Source organism: Pedobacter sp. MC2016-24 (assembly GCF_015223055.1).
Taxonomy (GTDB): Bacteria; Bacteroidota; Bacteroidia; order Sphingobacteriales; family Sphingobacteriaceae; genus Pedobacter.
The window spans coordinates 188,741-208,194 of sequence record NZ_JADFBX010000007.1; the positions used below are offsets into that span (position 1 = coordinate 188,741).

General features: G+C 43.3%; 12 protein-coding genes. 5 read left to right on the forward strand and 7 right to left on the reverse strand.

Features of this window, described 5'->3' with window-relative positions; genetic code table 11:
- Window positions 1-14 precede the first annotated feature (14 nt).
- From IM797_RS17485 to IM797_RS17500, 4 genes are all read left to right on the forward strand, one after another.
- Window positions 15-1,727 (forward strand): RagB/SusD family nutrient uptake outer membrane protein, encoded by a 1,713-nt coding sequence (locus tag IM797_RS17485; protein ID WP_194128448.1) that lies wholly within the window; start codon window positions 15-17, stop codon window positions 1,725-1,727.
- 65 nt (window positions 1,728-1,792) lie between these two features.
- On the forward strand, window positions 1,793-2,293 hold the full coding sequence (locus tag IM797_RS17490; protein WP_194128449.1) for a hypothetical protein: 501 nt from the start codon (window positions 1,793-1,795) through the stop codon (window positions 2,291-2,293).
- Between the two features lie 58 nt (window positions 2,294-2,351).
- Window positions 2,352-3,581 (forward strand): polysaccharide lyase family 1 protein, encoded by a 1,230-nt coding sequence (locus IM797_RS17495; protein ID WP_194128450.1) that lies wholly within the window; start codon window positions 2,352-2,354, stop codon window positions 3,579-3,581.
- A gap of 7 nt (window positions 3,582-3,588) precedes the next feature.
- Window positions 3,589-5,739, forward strand: a complete 2,151-nt coding sequence (locus tag IM797_RS17500) for a hypothetical protein (RefSeq protein ID WP_228098928.1) — start codon at window positions 3,589-3,591, stop codon at window positions 5,737-5,739.
- A 105-nt stretch (window positions 5,740-5,844) separates the two neighbouring features.
- On the opposite strand, the gene IM797_RS28520 is transcribed toward IM797_RS17500, so the two are convergent.
- The 7 genes from IM797_RS28520 to IM797_RS17535 form a co-directional block, all read right to left on the reverse strand.
- Entirely contained in the window at window positions 5,845-9,402 is a 3,558-nt protein-coding gene (locus IM797_RS28520; RefSeq protein ID WP_194128451.1) for a PAS domain S-box protein, read from the reverse strand.
- Window positions 9,403-9,554: 152 nt separating this feature from the next.
- Window positions 9,555-11,423: an alkaline phosphatase gene (locus IM797_RS17510; RefSeq protein WP_228098929.1), complete on the reverse strand. Its 1,869-nt coding sequence runs from the start codon at window positions 11,421-11,423 to the stop codon at window positions 9,555-9,557.
- A complete protein-coding gene (locus IM797_RS17515) occupies window positions 11,417-12,940 on the reverse strand; it encodes a RagB/SusD family nutrient uptake outer membrane protein (protein WP_194128452.1) in 1,524 nt (507 codons plus the stop codon). The genes IM797_RS17510 and IM797_RS17515 overlap by 7 nt, the downstream gene beginning before the upstream one ends.
- An 18-nt stretch (window positions 12,941-12,958) precedes the next feature.
- Window positions 12,959-16,306: a TonB-dependent receptor gene (locus IM797_RS17520; RefSeq protein WP_194128453.1), complete on the reverse strand. Its 3,348-nt coding sequence runs from the start codon at window positions 16,304-16,306 to the stop codon at window positions 12,959-12,961.
- A 177-nt stretch (window positions 16,307-16,483) separates the two neighbouring features.
- Window positions 16,484-17,443, reverse strand: a complete 960-nt coding sequence (locus tag IM797_RS17525; RefSeq protein ID WP_194128454.1) for a FecR family protein — start codon at window positions 17,441-17,443, stop codon at window positions 16,484-16,486.
- Between the two features lie 57 nt (window positions 17,444-17,500).
- Window positions 17,501-18,022: an RNA polymerase sigma-70 factor gene (locus IM797_RS17530; protein WP_194128455.1), complete on the reverse strand. Its 522-nt coding sequence runs from the start codon at window positions 18,020-18,022 to the stop codon at window positions 17,501-17,503.
- 146 nt (window positions 18,023-18,168) lie between these two features.
- Window positions 18,169-18,732: a hypothetical protein gene (locus tag IM797_RS17535; protein ID WP_194128456.1), complete on the reverse strand. Its 564-nt coding sequence runs from the start codon at window positions 18,730-18,732 to the stop codon at window positions 18,169-18,171.
- 33 nt (window positions 18,733-18,765) lie between these two features.
- Between IM797_RS17535 and IM797_RS17540 the strand changes: the two genes are divergently transcribed.
- Window positions 18,766-19,086, forward strand: a complete 321-nt coding sequence (locus tag IM797_RS17540; RefSeq protein ID WP_194128457.1) for a hypothetical protein — start codon at window positions 18,766-18,768, stop codon at window positions 19,084-19,086.
- The last annotated feature ends 368 nt before the right edge of the window (window positions 19,087-19,454 follow it).

Below are 19,454 nucleotides of genomic sequence, written 5' to 3' on the forward strand. Positions count from 1 at the left end.
CAAGAAATAGAGATATGAAGAAGAATTTATCTATCACATTTACAAAATATATATTGCTGGTACTGGGATTCAGTACAGTCTTATCCTGTAAAAAGGTATTTGATATCCAACCTGAAGATGCATTGGAAGCATCCCAAACTTATAGAAATGTTTACGATGCAGATGCTTCAATATTGGGGATTTATGGCAAATTTGTAGGCTTAGCTGATAAGTATTTGGTGTTGAACGAATTGAGAGCAGATTTATTAGATGTTACACCGAAAGCAAATGCCTATTTAAAACAACTGGGTACCCATAACGTAGCCATAGATAATCCATATGCAGATCCAAAGCCATTTTATGAGGTTATTCTCAATTGCAATGATGCCTTGAAGAATTTTAACGTCATGAGGGATAAAAAACTACTGGATAATGGACAGTATTATCAAAGATATACTGATATCTTATTTTTACGCAGTTGGTTATACCTCCAGTTAGGTATTCATTACGGTAACATCCCTTATGTAACAGATGCATTAGATAATATTGAAAGCCTGAAAGACGAAAGTAAATTTCCAAAAATAGGATTTGACGATTTATTATCACGTTTAATTGCTGAAACAGAGGCCACACCAAGAGAATACTTGGATCAGAATACTGCATCAGCAAGTCCTACTTTGATTTTGCCAATGGATGTCTATCCGATTAAAGATGGTGTCTTTAAATTCTTTATCCAACGCAGATCATTTCTTGGTGATCTGAATTTGTGGAAAGGTAATTACATGAAAGCTGCTAGCTATTACAAAGATGTGATGGAAACCGGAATAAATTTGAGCAACAACCCTTCTCAGCAGGTTGATTTATATGATACTTATCGGGTTGGAGATGACAATTCAACAGATCATTCCTTAAAGACAACGGCTGTTATCAATCCATGGACTAAGATTTTTACAGCCCCTCTAGCAGATAAAATTGCCAATTGGGAGCGGATGTGGACATTGCCTTTCAGTAGCAATTTTTCACCCGGAAATCCACTGTTAAAGCTGTTCTCTATATCTGGTGATTACCTTTTGAAACCTTCAGCATTGTCCGTAAGAAATTGGAATAACCAGATTCGTACCGATGGTAGTTTAACAGATAGAAGGGGGCTGAATATGTCTTACCGTTTGCTAAATGGCGTTGAACCAGAAGTGCTAAAATATACCCAAAATTACAGCATTACCTTGCCATTTGACAAAACAGGTATTTGGGTAGTTTACCGTGCTGCAGTTTTACACATGCGTTATGCAGAAGCGGCCAATCAATTGGATCGTAAACTCTTAGCGGGTGCGTTAATTAATAGTGGTATCAAAGCTGCATTTGTGACCAAGTCTACATATAATGGTGCACCAGATGTTTATCCATTTGACTTTAATGGAGATGCTGGTGCAATTCGTGGCAATTGGTACCGTAATTCTGGAATCAGAGGCCGTGCAGTTAACCAGGATGTTCCAATTACTTTGACTTCAACTACTACTGATATAGAGGACAGAATTATGGATGAAGAGGCATTAGAAACTGCATTTGAAGGTTATCGTTGGCAAGATTTGCTAAGAATTGCTTTACGTAGACAAGGTACTGATCCAAATTATTTGGCCAATAAAATAGCCGCTAAATTTGAAGCCTCAGGTGATGCTGCTTCTGCAGCTCAGGTACGATCAAGACTGTCCAATAAAGCGAACTGGTATTTGCCATTTAAATTGAAATAAGAGTTTAAAAGAGGCAGCCGAAAATCTTGAACAGAGTAGGCATCATTTCATAATCATCCTTATTCATGAAAAAATTATTAGTAGTTGCAATGGTAATGGTTTGCGGATTTTTGAATTCAGCAGAAGCCCAGCTTCCTGGAAATCCTGCTAATCCGCATGGGACTTTGATTGATCGGCCGGGTGTGGCATTGGCAAAGTGGGAACGGGACGGAAACAATTTGTACTGGATGATTGATTTGACAACGCCAACGACGTTTATCATGATGGATACCGGCCCTTATCCACCTGAGAGCTATGTTGAGTTTTGGGCGAGTAATTCCAACCCTTCAAATCCTTCAGATCCTGGAAGTCCTTATGTGATGTTTCCAGGTAGTATGAACATCACATTTGATGCAGTAACCTATCCCTATGGTAGCCGGGTATATTATGGCACCATTGATCTGAGTAATTATGATGATTACTGGACAAATATCCAAGCCGATTACAGCTTTTATATAAACGAGTTTGGAGATACGATATCAGATTCAGTGATGATTTCGAATGATGAATTAGGTTATCCATGGTAAAGTCGTTAATCAAAAGAATAAAATAAATATTAATCAAAAGAACCCTTATCAGAATATCATGAAGAGAATTTGTGTGAAAGCTAAACGTTGTCTAAAAAAACTCCCACTCGGTGCGTTATTTTTTGTCTTATTTGGTTATGGGGCAAGTGCCCAACAACTAGCTTTCCCTGGTGCAGAGGGCTTTGGCCGTTTTGCTACTGGTGGTCGCGGTGGTGCTGTTTACCGCGTAACAAACCTTCATGATTCTGGTCCGGGTTCTTTTAGAGATGCCGTAAGTAAACCAGGTAGAACCGTGGTGTTTGACGTTTCCGGGGTCATTAAAGTCGGAGCAAAAATTGCAGTATCTCCGCGGATCACCATTGCCGGACAAACTTCTCCTGGTGATGGCATTACGGTTTACGGCAATAGTGTATCCTTTAAAGACAGTACCGTTGTCAGGTACATGCGTTTTAGGGGCAGCATCAACATGTCTAAAGGGTCCTGTACCGTTGTTGCAGATGACCTGACCGACATTATTTTTGACCATGTTTCCATTGAATGGGGACGTTGGGACAATCTTCACATTAAGAAAAGTAAAAATGTAACCTTGCAATACTGTATGGTGGCCGAGAGCCTGGATCCGCAACGTTTCGGCGCATTGCTTGAAGTTCCGGAAAATGTAACCATGCACCATTGCCTGTTTGCCGGCAACCAAAGTCGTAATCCTAAGGCTAAAGCCAAAATAGAGTTCATCAATAATGTGGTGTACAACTGGGGCAAAAGTGGCTTTGTTGGTGGACATTCCAGCGCCAATCACTATCAGGATCTGGTCGGTAATTATTTCATCGCCGGACCAAATTCGACTGACAATTTTATAAGCATGTTCTCAGCAACAGACCATGTATATCACAAAGACAATTATGTAGATCTGGACAAAGACGGAAAACTGAACGGGCGTTTGGTTACCGATGCAGATTTTATCAAAGAAACCGCTACGCTCCTGAAAGAACCAACGCTTCTGTCACAAAGCAATGTTAAAATCAGTTCCGCAACTGAAGCATGTCATGTAGTGATGGCGGAAGCGGGTTCTTCTTTAAAACGTGATGCGATAGATACCCGGATCATCGGATACCTGAAAAGCCTGGGTAAAACCGGCGAAATATTTAAGAGCGAAGTGGATGCCGGCGGGCAACAAGCCGTAAAAGAAATCGTTTTATCTGTAAAAGATGCCAACGGCGATGGTGTTCCCGACAATAAGAAATCACGTTATAAAACCCTGGAAGCCTACCTGGATAGCCTGGCAAAATAGTAATCATATGAAGATACCCTTTTTTAAAAAGCAGCTCAAAGCAGGCCTATGCCTGATACTTTTCTGTACATATGCAGGTGCATATGCCCAAATTGACCGCCAGGCACTCGTACAGCGACATATCGTGCAGGTCAATAAAATAGATTCCTTATCCTCGTTATCGGTAGGAAATGGCAGGTTTGCCTTCACCGTTGACGCTACGGGACTTCAAACATTTCCCGATGCCTACGCTAAAGGTGTACCACTAGGTACCCAGTCCGAATGGGCCTGGGATAGTTTTAAAAATACCGGCCATTATAAAATTGAACAGGCTTATAAATATTACAATCAATACGGTCGTAAAATACCTTATACGGTTCAGTTAAAAGGTCCGGAGCAAGTGGTAGAGGCGGTGAATTATTTTCGCCAGAATGTACACCGTTTGCAAATGGGTAACCTGGGTTTTGAGCTAACCAAGGCCAATGGTAAAGCAGCCAGACCGGCTGACATTAAAAATATTAAACAACAACTGGATCCATGGACCGGAGAAATTACCAGTTCTTTTACCCTGGAAGGTATACCGGTATCGGTAACCACCGTTGCGCACCAGGACAGGGATGTGGTTGCCGCTTCGGTTAAATCCGATCTGATTAAATCAGGCCGCTTAAAAATCAGGCTTAGATTTCCTTATCCAACCGGAGACTGGGCAGATTTTGGTAACAATTGGAAATCGCCAAAACAGCATGTAGCCACCATTCAAAGTAGCAGCTCAGGCGCAGCCCTCGTTAAAAATCAATTGGATTCAGCAAGCTATTATACTTCTTTTGTCTGGACACCGGGTGCACGCATTGCTGCGAAATCCAGAAACTATTTTATCATTACGCCAGATCAAAAATCCAATTCATTTGATTTTAGCTGCCTTTTTTCTGCACAAAAAAGTAAAGAGGCCTTGCCTTTATTTACGGCAGTGAAAAGCAATAGCGTCGACAAATGGAAATCTTTTTGGCAGTCAGGTGCTGCGGTTGATTTCTCTGGTAGTACCGATAAGCGCGCCCATGAATTGGAGCGTCGGGTGATCCTGTCACAATACCTCACTAAAATTCAATGTGCCGGAGATTTTCCACCACAGGAAACCGGTTTAACCTATAACAGCTGGTATGGTAAACCACACCTGGAAATGCACTGGTGGCATGGTGTTCATTTTGCATTGTGGGGCAGGCCAGAATTGGTCAGCAATAGTGTAGACTGGTATTTTAAAGTAAAAACTAAAGCCAAAAAACTGGCAGAACGCCAAGGTTTTGATGGGGTGAGGTGGCAAAAAATGACCGATAACCAGGGCAATGAAAGCCCTTCTTCGGTAGGTGCCATGCTCATCTGGCAACAGCCGCACATCATTACCTTCACGGAACTGGAATACCGGGCACATCCAGATGCAAAAACACTTGAAAAATATAAAGATCTGGTCTTTGCTACGGCCGATTTTATGGCTTCTTTTGCACACTACGATGCTGCTAAACAACGTTATGTGCTCGGTCCGGGTCTGATCCCTGCACAGGAACGTTTTAAAGCCGAAACCACATTTAACCCTACTTACGAGCTTGCTTATTGGGAATGGGGATTGAAAACTGCACAAGCCTGGCGTGAGCGCCTGGGGATGCCACGTAATGCCAAATGGGACGAGGTGATGCACAAATTATCTCCCTTGCCAAAGCAGGATGGGGTATACCTGGCTACAGAAAGTGCCACAGATTCCTACACCAATCCGGAGTTTAAAACAGATCATCCCTCGGTATTGGGTACCTTTGGTATGTTGCCGGAAACCAATTTACTGGACAAAGCCGTGATGAAGAAAACCTTCAACCTGGTATGGGATACCTGGAGCTGGAGCGATACCTGGGGTTGGGACTTCCCGATGACAGCAATGGCTGCAGCCCGATTAGGGATGCCTGAAAAAGCCGTAGATGCCTTGCTCATGAACATTCGTACCAATACTTACCTGGTTAACGGACACAACTATCAGGACGACCGCTTAACCATTTATCTTCCTGGAAACGGTGGCTTGCTCACTGCAGTGGCGATGATGTGTGCAGGATGGGATGGCAATACCATAGAGAATCCGGGATTCCCAAAAGACGGTACCTGGAAGGTCAAGTGGGAAGGTTTAAAGAAAATGATGTAACACGCCAAGCGCTTTTCTTTTCTGACAGATTTTAAATAAAGTCGGTTTTCAAATGTAACATCATACGTTAAAGTATAAGGTTACATTTGAAAACTTCTATTAAAACTACAATTCAAGCCATTTATCCAATGTCTTAACCAAGGTATCTTCGGCAATGGGTTTGACAATGAAATCGTCCATACCGGCAGCAAGGCATTTATCTTTTTCAGCAGTAACATTTGCTGCAGTCAGTGCAATGATCGGTATATGACCTTTCGTGCCTTCGATCTTCCTGATTTTTGCCGTAGCCTCCAGGCCATTCATATCGGGCATTTGCACATCCATTAAAATTAAACTTGGCATAGCTTCCAGGCAAAGCGTAACTGCTTCCAAACCATTTTTTGCCTGGATCAGTTTTGCATTTGGTGCAATTCTTCCTAAAATGGTTACAACCAGCAGCATATTGATGGCATTATCCTCAGCAATCAGAATCGTGAAATCATTTTTATTGGTCAAGGTAGTTTCTACTATTGTTTGTTGAACATCCTGATCCGTTTTTTGATAAAGCCTGGACAGTGCCGTATAGATATCCTGCATTTTGACCGGCTTTAATAATTTACGGCTTACTTGGAGCAACTCACTGCTCCTGGCCACCGTTTCCGTGTCAGAAGAACTTGAAAGCAGGATAATCGGTTGTTCTTCTTTAGTAGGATAGAACATCTCCCTGATTTTAGCTATGGTTTCCAATCCGTCCATATAGGGCATGTGGTAATCCATCAGGATCACATCGAAACGCATGCCTGCAGCCAGGAGCTGTAAGGCTTCAAAACCGTTCCTCGCTGGCGTTGTCCGGATATTTTTCAGTAATAACATCTGGTTAATGATCTCCCGGTTGTTGTCATTGTCATCTACAATCAGGACTTCTTTAATGTGATCCAGGTTTTCCCAATTTATAGGCTCCCCCTGGGCCGACTTCAACTGGATGTCGAAAAAGAATGTACTGCCTGCATCCGGTGTGCTTATTAACATTAAGCGGCTGTTCATCATGCCCAGCAGTTTATTTGAAATTGTGAGGCCTAACCCGGTTCCGCCATATTTCTTTGTGGTCGATCCATCTTCCTGTGAAAAGGCTTCAAAAATCTTATCTTGTTTTTCCAGTTTAATTCCGATACCCGTGTCCCGCACCGTGAAACGAAGCAGTGACTGCCCATCGCTGCCCGACAGTTCTTCAATCTTGAGTTCTATTTCCCCTTTTTCCGTAAACTTAACTGCGTTGCTCAGCAGGTTGACTAAAATTTGCTTTAGTCTGACTGAGTCGGTCCAGATAAACCTGGGTAGGTTGGCTTTCAAATTTAGCAGCATCTCAATGCCTTTATCCTGGATCTGGTAACTGATCAGGTCGGTAGCCTGTGCACTCATCTCAAAAAGGTCAACCTGCTCAATATCGAGCTCAAGCTTACCGGCTTCTATCTTTGAAAAATCCAGGATGTCATTGATGATACCAAGCAGTGCATTTGCAGACTGGTTTACTATGGTCAGGTACTGTTGCTGGGTATCCGTTAGCTTGGTCTTAAGCACCAGGTCGGTAAAACCGATTACGCCATTTAAGGGCGTCCGGATTTCATGGCTCATATTGGCCAGGAACTCAGATTTTGCCATACTGGCCTCTTCAGCCTGTATTTTAGCGGTTTTAAGTTGCTCACGCTGTTCAACTTTCTGGGTAACATCCTGCGTAAAAATCATGATGCCGCCAATGCTGCCGTCAAACTGGTACCAGGGCCGCATTTCCCATTCCGTATAACGCTGATGCTGATCACCCGAACGAAGGAAGGTATCTTCTTCATTGCGTTCTACTGCACCCTGCAAAATACGCTGATGTCTTTGCGTAGCTTCGGGTGGTAGGAAGTCAAACAAGTCATAATACGAAACACCAATCACCTTCCGGTTCTGCAGGTTATAATCCTGGATCCAGGAATCACTGACAGCAACGTAGACCATATTGTTGTCTAACATCGCTACTGCGGCAGGTACATGCTGCACAAAAGCAGAAAGTACTGCCCTGGATTTATTGGCCTCTATCTGGGCTTTCTTTTTTTCATTGATGTCTTGAAAGGTACCGAACAACCTCCGGCAAAGCCCGTCTTTCATCTCAGCTCTGCCAATTGCCCTTACCCAAATGTCTTCACCCTTTGCATTGACAATTTGAAGTTCCAGATCCCAGGACTGGCCAGTCGTTATCGCTAAGTCTACCGCCCTGGCTATTTCCTCCCTGCTTTCTCCTGCTTTGTAAAAATTGATCCCTGTTTGTAAGTCGGGCTCAAAGTCTTCCGGCATCCCATGAATTTCCCTGGTCACAGCCGTCCAATATAATTTTTCACTTTCCAGATCGGCCTGCCAGCTGCCAATCCTTGCTACATTGTTGGTGTCTTCTAATATCTTCTTGGTGAGGCGCAAGTTTTTCTCCAGTTCGTACCGTTCCGTAATGTCAATGGCATTGCCGATGATATACGGCTGGCCAGTGACTCCACGTTGCATGACGTTATTGAACATCCAGATTTTTAAAGAGCCGTTTTTGTGTTGAAAAGTTACTTCACCTTTGGCAGAACCTGTATGCCTGATGTGTTCCAGGTAAGATCTTAAACCATCATGGTATTGCTGTGGCATAAAATCAAATAAGGTTTTGTTGATGATCTCATTTGTGGTGTAGCCCAGCATGGCTGCCCCGGCAAAATTAACCGATAAGAATTTTCCGTCCAGATCATGCGTAGTCATTAAGCCCTGCGAGTTCTCAAAAAAGGAGCTTAGTTTGGCTTCGCTATCGGCCAGGAGAGCTTCCCTGGCCAGGTCTTCGGTCAAATCCCTGCCTACGGCAAACATGTTATTTGTACCCTTTTCCGGAGAAGCCGCCCATTGTATACTGCGGTAATTATCCCCTGCCGCGCGGATGCGCATCACAAAACTTTGAACCGTTTCTCCTGCGCGTACCTGCGTAATCTTTAATGCCGTGCTTTCTAAATCTTCCGGATGGATGTATTGATAGAGTGAACTGCCAATGAGTTGTGCCATACTTTGCCCCAACAGCTGTTGCAAGGCAGGGTTTACCTTAATGATATACCCATCTATACCGGCGATGCAGATCAGGTCCGGTGAAAGTTTAAACAGACTTTCAAAATTTTTCAGTTCTTCTTTCTGACGTCGCTCTATAATCAGATCGGTCACGTCCTGTGAGAGTAGGGTAAGGGCTCTTTTTTGCGCTTCCGTCAGGCTTCTTGGTTCCTGGTCTATGACACAGATCGTACCCAGATTATAGCCTGAAGGATCCGTAAGCGGAACACCTGCATAAAAGCGGATGCCGGGACTTCCGGTAACCAGCTCGTTATCTTTAAAGCGTTCATCGTTTAACGCATTTTCTACTTCGAAGATCGTGTCATGCATAATGGTATACTGACAAAAGGCAATTTCCCTTGGTGTTTCGCTAATGTCAATTCCTTTTTTAGACTTAAACCACTGGCGGTTTTCATCAATGAGGGAAATGAGGGAAATCGGCGTATTGCAGATGATAGAAGCGAGCTCAGTAATTCGATCAAATTCTTTCTCACTTATGGAATTGAGAATTTCATAACCCTTTAGCGCCTTTAGACGCTCTTGTTCGTTATCAGGTATAGGTAAGCTATTATCTCGCACAGTTCTAATTTATAATAGAAATATACGATTTATTGTGCTAAATGCAATAACAACGCTACCAAATACCCATTCAGCAGCGTTGTTGTTTTTTCGATTTTTAGAAGTCTATATATCTTGATTTTTTGATGTATTTATTTTTATAGCTGTCTCGATTACTTTTTTTTATTCAATTCCAGCACTTTTAAAATCTTGTGGAAAATCTCCTTATTCTGATAAATTCCTTTAAACTCATCGGCCTGTGGTCCATAAGCAAAAACAGGAACCATAATGTTCGTATGGTCATTCGTACTGAATTCACCGCTGATGCTTCCATTTTCTACGGAAGCATCCAGTAATGTCAATCCCCCGGTTTCATGATCTGCGGTAATGATCACCAGTGTTTCTGCATCCTGGTCTGCAAAGCGTAATGCGGCCTCAATGGTTTGATCAAAATCAAGCATTTCTGTAACCACATAGGGCAGGTCATTTGCATGTCCACCATAATCGATCTGGGCGCCTTCGGTCATGATGAAAAATCCTTTTTTATTGGTAGATAACATTTTTATTGTATGCTCCAGCGACTGCCTGAGCATCGCTCCGCGGCCATCTTTTACAGGCCGGGTGCCCTTGTCGGCCAGTAACACCAACTGCTTACCACTGCGCTCTTTGCTAAAATCTGCCAGGCCCTTACTCAGCTTAAATCCTTTCGAAGTAAGTTTTTCCATCAGGCTGGTATCTTTATTTTTCATAAAGGCATTCTGGTTCGAACCTACCAGGATGTCCACTTTGCTGTCTACCAGGTCATGCGCAATTTCCTGGTTCATTCCACGGTCTAACTGGTGCGCATAAAAAACAGCAGGGGTTGCATCGGTAATGTCGCCTGCGCTGATGATCCCGCTTTTGATGCCATACTGCGCAAGGGTGTCCACCAGATTGGTTCTTTTCCGGTCATCGGTGCCCATCCCGATATACCTGTTATTGGTTTTTTCGCCAATGGCAAAGGCGGATCCGCCAGCTGCAGAATCTGTATTTCCAGAATTGGCCGCACCGGTTTGAGAGAAGCCAATGTTACGGATGCGGGCAATGTTCAGGTCGCCATGATTGGCAATCAAACCTGCGTGGATCTGAGCCAGGCCCATGCCATCACCGATCAGAAAAATGATGTTTTTTACGCTTTTATTTACGCCATCCGATTTGTAATCCGGGGTATAAACCTGATGCGGCCTGGGGTTCGTATACATCAACTTGTCTTTGTGCAAATAAAACTCGTGAAGCCGTTCCGGATGATCGGTGTTGATCCAGTCGGCACCTAGTTTTTCCAATACAATCCAGGTATTTGGGCTATCCTGTGTGGCCCAGAATCTAAAAGGTTTATGTTTCTGGTGTGCGCTTTCAATCAGTTTTCTCAGTTTGGCCTCATCTGTTTTTGTGGGTACACCTTTGCCGTTCCAGGAAGTATAGGCTTTCAACTCATCGCTGATCATGGCAATCCGTTTCAACTGGTCTTCCGAATAAGCAATGTTTGGCCGACCGTCGAAAGAAAGGTAATCCGGGTAATTTTTAAAATCGGCCGGGCTGGGTACATCGCCACTCAACACAATTTTTATGGCCTTTGGATTCTTGCTGCTGTTGAAAATATCCTGGTAAGCCTGCAATTCTTTAATGAGCTGCGGCAATACCTGCTGATGGTCTTTTTTGATGTCAACAACGAGTTGCAAACCCAAACTGGTATCCTGATAAGCGCTGTTCCCGTTTTTCATGTAAAACCTGGCCAGCGGATCCAGGTATAATTTTTTCAACGTAGCCTCCGGACTAATCTCTGTGGTGTCGTGGGCCACATACAATTGTCCGTTTTTTAAAAATACATCAGCCTCAATAGAACCCATGCCGGCATAATAAGCCGTCAGTAGGGGTATGTTCTGGTGGTAGTCGTTGTGACTGTGTCCACGGTTATAACCTAGCCGTGTCTGGGCAATAGCGCCAGTGCTAAAAAATAACCCGGCGGCAAGTACCGCCGGGCATATGAAGTGTTTAATTACCATCCTGCATTTTGTTTAATCACACCACCGCTGTTGTCTATTTCCTGCTGTGGCACTGCCCATACATCATTTACCTGTGGATTGAATGTTCTGGCCGGCCAGATCACATTACCTTGAGAATCATGTAAAGGTTTGGCGTAAGTTGCCTGGGCATCTCCCCATCTAACCAGGTCGCGGTGGCGGTCTGCCCATTCTCCGGCAAGCTCATTTCTGCGTTCACGCTTAAGATCCCTCAGGTCCATCCCGGTTTTAGGCAACAGACCTGCACGTACACGGATTTTGTTCAGTTCCTGATCTCCCGCACCAGCGCCAGTCAATTGGATCGCCGCTTCAGCTTTAATCAGCAACACTTCAGCATAACGCATCAATGGAACATTCAGGTCGGTGGTTCCATTATCCCCGTTCGGGTTTACATGCAGCGGAATCGGGTTGGCATAAGAAAATGGTTCCATATATTTTTTAAACTGGTAGTCAGATGTTGCACCACCGTCTTTGGTAAAACTGCGCAGCTGACCAAAGTACATAAACTGGTCGTCCGTTTTTAAAATGGTTGCTTCTCTGCGCTGATCGCGCGGCTCATAAGAATCATACAGTTCTTTTGTCGGCAGATAATAACCCCAGCCATTGTATAATGTCCAGCCTTTATTGGTTAGCATCACACCTGGTAATTTGCTTCCCCAGCCAGTTCCACCGCCATTTGGCGTACAAACTACCGACCAGATGTATTCTTTAGACCAGTTATTGGCTGCTTTAAACACATCGGCAAAACCTGTGTTAACCAAGTCATGTTTGCCAGAGTTGATTACCATGTCGGCATATTTAGCTGCATTGGTATAATCCTTTTTAAACAGATATACTTTTGACAGATAAGACCAGGCTGCGGTTTTATGTGCTTTGCCATAATCAGCAGCATTCATATCGGTAAAATAAGGCAGGTTGTCAGCAGCTTTCAACAAGAGCTGTATAATGTAATCGTAATTTTCGTTCACATTGGCTGCACGCGGGGTGGCTGCTGCGGGGTCGGTTTCCGGACTCACGATCGGTACGCCGGCTTTTTCATTTCCGTAATTTGATGCCAGTTGAAAGTAAACCAGGCCGGCATTAAAATACGCGTCACCAATGATTTGCTTTTTCAGGTTTTCATCCATTTGAATTGCCGGAACATTTTTGATGATGTCATTGGCACGTTTGATGGTGGCATAGCGCATAGACCATTGCGATTCCGTATAACCGCCACCAATATAAGTCCGGTTAAAGTTTTTGATGTTATCTGCCTCAGGTTTGTTCCTGCCGGTTACCATATCGTCACTGGCATTGATGAACCAGAACATGCCACGGCCGTAATAATTTTCATCATTATATTTTTCGTACATCCCGGCTTCTGCCTTCAGTGCGTCTTCCTTCGTTTTCCAGAAATTACCCGCCGATGGGGCACCCTCAGGTTTAATGTCCAATTGTTTGGCACAAGAACTCATCAGTGCAAGGGCACCAATGGTCATATATTTTATACTTTGTTTCATTGCTCTTCTTTTTAAAAATTATAAGTTTACACTCAGTCCCAACAGAAAACTCCTCGATTGCGGATAACGGCCTACATCCAATCCATTGTTGTCCATGCCTATCTCAGGATCGAAACCAGAATATTTGGTGATGGTGAACAAGTTGTTTGAGGTGGCATAGCATCTTACCGCACCTGTTTTCATTTTGCTGGTCACCGATTTGGGTAGGGTATAGCCCAGGGTCAGATTCCGCAAACGCAGGTAGGAGCCGCTTTCTACATAAAAATCAGAAGCATTAAAGTTTCCATTGGCATCAGAAGTAGAAAGGATAGGTACTTTTCCATTTGGATTTTCCGGCGACCAGGCATCCAGGATCCCTGATAATTTATTGTAAGAAGGACCGCTTGCGCTATATGTAGTACGTTTTACCGCGTTAAACAATTTATTGCCATGCACACCTTGTGCAAAAATGTTCAGGTCAAAGTTTTTGTAGTTGGCACTGAAGCTGAAACCATAAGAAAAGTTCGGATAAGCACTGCCCGCAAAATAACGGTCTTTGCCATCGATAGATCCGCTATCGTCCAGGTCGGCAAATTTGAAATCTCCAGGCCTTGCATTGGGTTGGATCTTAACACCTTGGGAATTTTTGTAACTGTCTACCTCGGCCTGGCTCTGGAAAATGCCCTGTGTTTTCAATACATAATAGCTATATAATGGCTGTCCCTCTGTAATGTACAAGGGGGCAACTTCATTCCTGAAATTGGTTGCAGGTTTAATGCTGTTTAGTCCTGAGGCCAGTCTAACCACATTGTTTTTCAACTTGGTCAGGGTCGCATTTACGGAATAGGTAAATTCCCGGTCTTTCTGACTGTTGTAGCCAATCCCCAACTCAATCCCTTTGTCTCTAACCAAACCGGCATTGATGGTTTGCTTGTCCAAACCCGTTGTTCCAGATAAAGGCCTGATGAGGATCATGTCATCAATGTCTTTAATGAAGTAATCTGCGGTCAGGGTCAGGCTGTTCTTTAAAATACCTAAATCCAGACCAATATTGGTTTGTTTCGATTTTGCCCATTTCAAATCCTGGTTGGCCAGAACAGTAGATACATACCCGTTTTGAACTGCCGGAACTTGTCCGAAATAAGCCACCGTGCTTTGCAACAACGGACTCACATCATCAGGCTTCAGGCTGGCCAGGTTGCCCAGTATACCGTAACTGCCACGAAGTTTTAATTCGCTTAACCAGGTGCTTTGTGCCAGGAAATTTTCTTTGCTCAGCACCCATCCTGCAGAAGCAGAATAATAGAATTTATTCCGGTTGCTTGCCAATGGAATTAAAGAAGAACCATCATTACGGCCAATTATTGACAGTAGATATTTATCCGCATAGGTATAATTTGCTCTTAAGAAAAAAGAAGATAAAGCATCTGATGTTAAATAACTGCTGGCAGGCTCAAATATGGTGGCATTGACCAGGTATCTTTTTGCAGGAGATTCATCGTCAAAGCCGTGGCCAATAACAGAAAATCCTTTAAAAGAACGCTTCTGAAAAGAAAAACCGCCGGTTAAATCCAGGTGATGCTGGTTCATGTCCACTTTATAAGCAAGCACTTGCTCTGCCAGCAGATCGTTCATCGTGGTTTGCTTTTGCTCCAGTGAATTGATCAATACCGGTTTTCCAATTTCGGTACGTTTTGGTGTAAAGATGGTCGAATTGAAGAAACCTTTGGTTACGCTCAGGTTAGACCTGAATGTTAGTCCTTTTGCCAGGTTCACCACTGCATAAGGGTTAACCACCAACACATTTTCAGGTTTATTGACATCTAAGCGCATCAGTTCTGCAACGGGATTCACAATATCACCGTAGTCGCCCGGAAATGGACCTGGTAAACCTGCAAAAGAACCGTCGGGATTGTAAGGACTGGCATTGGCCGGGTAATAAATGGCTGAAAGCAGGGCACCAGTATAATCGCTGCTCGTGTTTGCGCCCTGGCCGTTGGTGCTGCTAAAGGAAATGTTTTCTCCAACCTTTAACCATGAACTCAGCTGGTGATCTGAATTGATGCGGAAATTATAGCGCTTTGAATTGGTGTTTAATACAATACCTTCTGCTTTTCTGTAATTGAAACTCATGAAAATCGTCGACTTGTCAGTCCCGCCAGAAATGTCCAGGTTATAATCCTGGGTACTTCCGTTTCTGAAAACCTCATCCATCCAATTCGTGCGGGTAATCTGCCCATCGGGATATTTTGTGGCGTCAAAAGCAGGCAGAATGGTTGTATTTCCATTTTTTGCCGCGGTAGCGGCTACCATGGCACGCTCAGCTGCGTTTAAAGGCTTTAATTTCTTCCATGCATTTTGTACCCCATACTTGGCATCAAAATTAATTTGCATTTTGCCGCCTTTTCCTCTTTTGGTGGTGATGAGTATCACACCTCCTGAAGCCCTTGCTCCGTAAATTGCAGCAGATCCATCTTTCAGAATAGAAATTGATTCAATGTCATTCGGATTGATGACCGGTGCTCCCGGTACCACCACGCCATCCGGACGTGTCACCAGCGGTCCGGTCACGATAGAGCCGTCTATTACGTACAGTGGACTTTCTCCGTTAATACCACCTGACCCACGAATGTTGATGCGCGGATTAGATGTCGGATCACCACCTTCGTTGGTCACGATAACACCAGGCGATTTTCCGGCAAGCACTTCACCCAGTGTATTTACAGAACGTGATCCCAGCTGATCGAGTGAAACTGTACTGATGGCTCCGGTTAAGGTTGCTTTTTTCTGCGTACCATAGCCCACCACAACCACCTCGCTTAAGAGTGATTTGTCTTCCAGAAGTGTTACGTTAATAACCACATCTGTTACCTTAACCAGCTTGGTTTTATAACCAATCATGGAAAATGAAAGGGTAGCCTCATCGCCAACAGCGATGCTGTACTTTCCATTAACATCTGTTGATGTTGCTTTTGCGGTACCCAAAACTTTAACAGAAACCCCGGGCATGGCTACACCTGCAGAATCACGTACCAATCCGCTGATGGTCCTGTCTGCTTTTTTCTGTGGGAGAGGAACGACTTTCAAGATCACATGTTCTCCTTTTTCCAGGCAGTCGAATCCGAGTTTTTTCAATACAGATTCCACCTTTTCATTTTTGAAATATTGATCGTCAGTTATTTTCTGCTGATCAAGTGCATCCGGATTGTAAATGAAATGCAGGCCGGTGCTGCTTTCTATTACTTTTAAGATCCTGCTGGTTTGCTGGCCCTTTTTTGCGTTGAGTGTAACCGTACTTTTTTCCAGTTTTTGTGCCATGGTAGGCGAGGCGAGGAGCGCTCCGCAAAAGGTGCAAAGTATTGAAAAAGTTAATATTGAGTATTTCATGGCTTTATAAAGAGCTGGTAACCTCTTATTTGAGGATTTTTTCATATTTTTATTCGTTTTATAACATTAAACAGTGTTTTAAAATAGCCCGGCGGTTCAATTGGCGTTAGAAGCCGGCTTTAAAAATTACCGGTGCTGATCTGATCAGTACCGGTTTATAAATTCGCTGTTACATCCTCATTTTTTATAGACATTAAAGGTTTTTTGATCATTTGATTTTTTGAATTGAAGGTGGTGTAAACTACAGAGCAGATCCAGGATCTCTTCCGGAGTTTGTTTGGTATTAAAGGTGGCACTGCATTTCAGGTTGCCTAATGCAGTAGCCAAATGAATTTGGATGTCATAGCTGTATTGCAGTTTTTCTATCACCTGCTGCAGGGAGGCCCTTTCAAATACCAGGTTTACATAAATCGGTGCCGGTGTATAACTGATGGTGGCACGTTGTGCTTTTTTATCGTAAACCACCTGCTGCCCTTTAACCAGTGTACCAAAGACCTGGCTGCTGTTCCCTACAGCTACTTTTCCTGTGGCCACAGCTATTTGTATGCTTTTATTGGCCTGGTAAGAACTGATCTTAAAAGAAGTACCCAATACTTTGGTATAAATCCCTTCGGCTGTTTTTACAGTAAAAGGTCTGCGTTCATCATGTGCGATTTTAAAAAACGCTTCTCCTTCGGCTAGTTCGATTGTCCTTTGGTTTGCTTTAAATTTTGCGGGATATAGCAGGCGTGCTGAAGGACTTAGGATGATTTCCGACCCATCAGAGAGCACAATCTTCTTTATCTCCTGTTTAGCCGTGCTGATGGATACGAGTTGCTCCGCTACGAGCTGCGGTTTCCTTGCCATCCAGAAGGTCATTCCCAATCCGGCAATCACTACAATTGCAGCGGCAATTTTTGCCATCTGGAAAACCTGATGCAAGCGAATTACCCGGGCTGATTTGCCTGTGCTTTGCATCTCCAGCTGTAGTGCAGCAAATACTTCCCCACCGATCTGTGTTTTTCTTCCTTCATTTAAACTGGCTGGTCGCTGCTCATACGAAGCGTACCAGGCTTCTACCTGATTCACCTCTTCCGGACTCGCCTCCTGATTTAAATATTTTTTAAGCAGCAGCTGTGCTTTCTCTTCTTTTGTCATCTACATACCTGTCAGTTCAAAAGAAGAATGGTACTAACCAGCTTGGTTAAGCTTAAGTTACGTTTGTGTTAATAAAATCAAAATCACAAAAATCAGCAGATAGGATAGCCGCTCCTTTAATAACTTCAGTGCAGCAGAAATCTGGTTTTTAACCGTTTGTGCAGAGAGGTCAAGTTCGGTAGAAATTTCACGGATCGTTTTTTCCTGTTTCCTGCTCATTCTAAAAATCAGGCGCATCCGTTCTGGTAATTCAAGCAGCGCAGCATCAATCTCCTGCTCCAAATCTTTAAGCATCAACGTTTTTTCTGCAGAAAGCGCCGTCTCGTTCCGGATGAGCAAAGCCAGATCTTCCTCATGCTTTTCTTTAATGATGGCTGATTTGAAGTAGTTGATCACTTTGTATTTCACCGCACCCTCCAGGTAGGCGCGCAGGTTGCCCTCAATTTGTAACTGGGCACGGTTTTCCCAAAGAGAGATGAATATTTCCTGTGTAATGTCCTGCGCAATCACTTCATCCCGCAGTCGTTTGTAGGCGCTTTCCAGTACGTCAGACCAATATATGCGATAGATTTGCTCCATAGCAGCATGATTCCCGTTTTTCAATGAGGCTATGAGATCAGTTCCTGGAGTTGTAGCCGTTGTTTCGATGTTGAAATTTTTAACAAAGCTACAGCCGGAATATTCCCTTAATATTAAATAATTCTTAACGCTGTAGACTACACTGGTTACAGTTGGCGTGATCTTTTTATCTTCTTGTTACGCCAGCGATAGATTCTGAGTAATTTGTTTAGTGCGTCTCTATTTGTGTTGTAGTCATCAATTGATAAACGCTCATAGCCGCTTGGATGGTGATAAACTAAATAATCTTCGCTGTTTTTTCCATAACTTTCCGTAATGGCACGTTCATCTATAATGTCTTTCCATTCATGAAATTTTGCCGATACAGTTTGTAGTCCATGTTCATTCAGTATAATCTGCGGGGTTTTATTAGTCGCCTCTTTATATTCCTTAAAGGCAGTGTAAGCACTGAAAATTAACACCACAGAACCCATTATATAGCTTTCTGTTTCAAGTAAAAGATATATGCCAAGTCCCATACCACCCAACATCAGTGCCATCTCAAATAGATTTGAAGCCTTATCGTAAAAAATCACTGTCTCATTGGGAACCGATAAATCGTCAAGAAACTCATCCTCTAATTTGAATTTCGAGGCTAAGATATGTAACCTTTCCCGATCTTGTTTTGTTCTGATTTCGCTCTTGACAAAGATTTTATCACCAGGGGGCATGATGCTAGTTTTGTACCTTATATAACATCCGCCTTGGGGGCACACGAAGGGCCAGAATTGGATGTCGACGCGTCAATCGGAACGACCTCTGGTTACTACCCTGTATTGGATATGAGGTCTTTGAAGAAAGGGGAGGCAGCTGGCAATCTCCTGGGATGGAGTTTCAATGGTGGAATCGGCCTTGGTGCCGGCGGACATTTATCTGCAAATGGATCCGTTGGTATCAATTATGACGGGCTAAACACTTCTCTTGGTTGGATATCAAGCGGAATAAGTGTTGGTATTGGCGAGGGAATTGGAGCCACAGGCGGTTTAAGTTATTCTACTCCAGTTTTTAAATCTCAATTTAAATAAAAATGTTAAATTAGTGCTTTATTAAAAATGATGAAGAGAAAAGTTTTTTTGCTGTCACTTTTTGTATTTGTATTTCTCTGTCTGGTGGTAAACACATACGTGCAAGAAAGGCTAGAGTACAAGAAAACTTACCATTTCAAAATTACTAGAATAGAAGTAAACGAAAAGATGAGGAAGGTGTTCTATGATGATTCCCATCGGAAGATCCTATTTTCGAATTATACAATCATGGGTTATGAAGATGTAAAAGTTGGAGATTCTGTTAGCCTAGATTCATGTGCAGCGTCTTTAAAAATTTTTCGAATAGACAAATTTAATCATCCGAGGCTATTATCAGAAACAAGACCTACCGGGACTTTTCCGCGTAG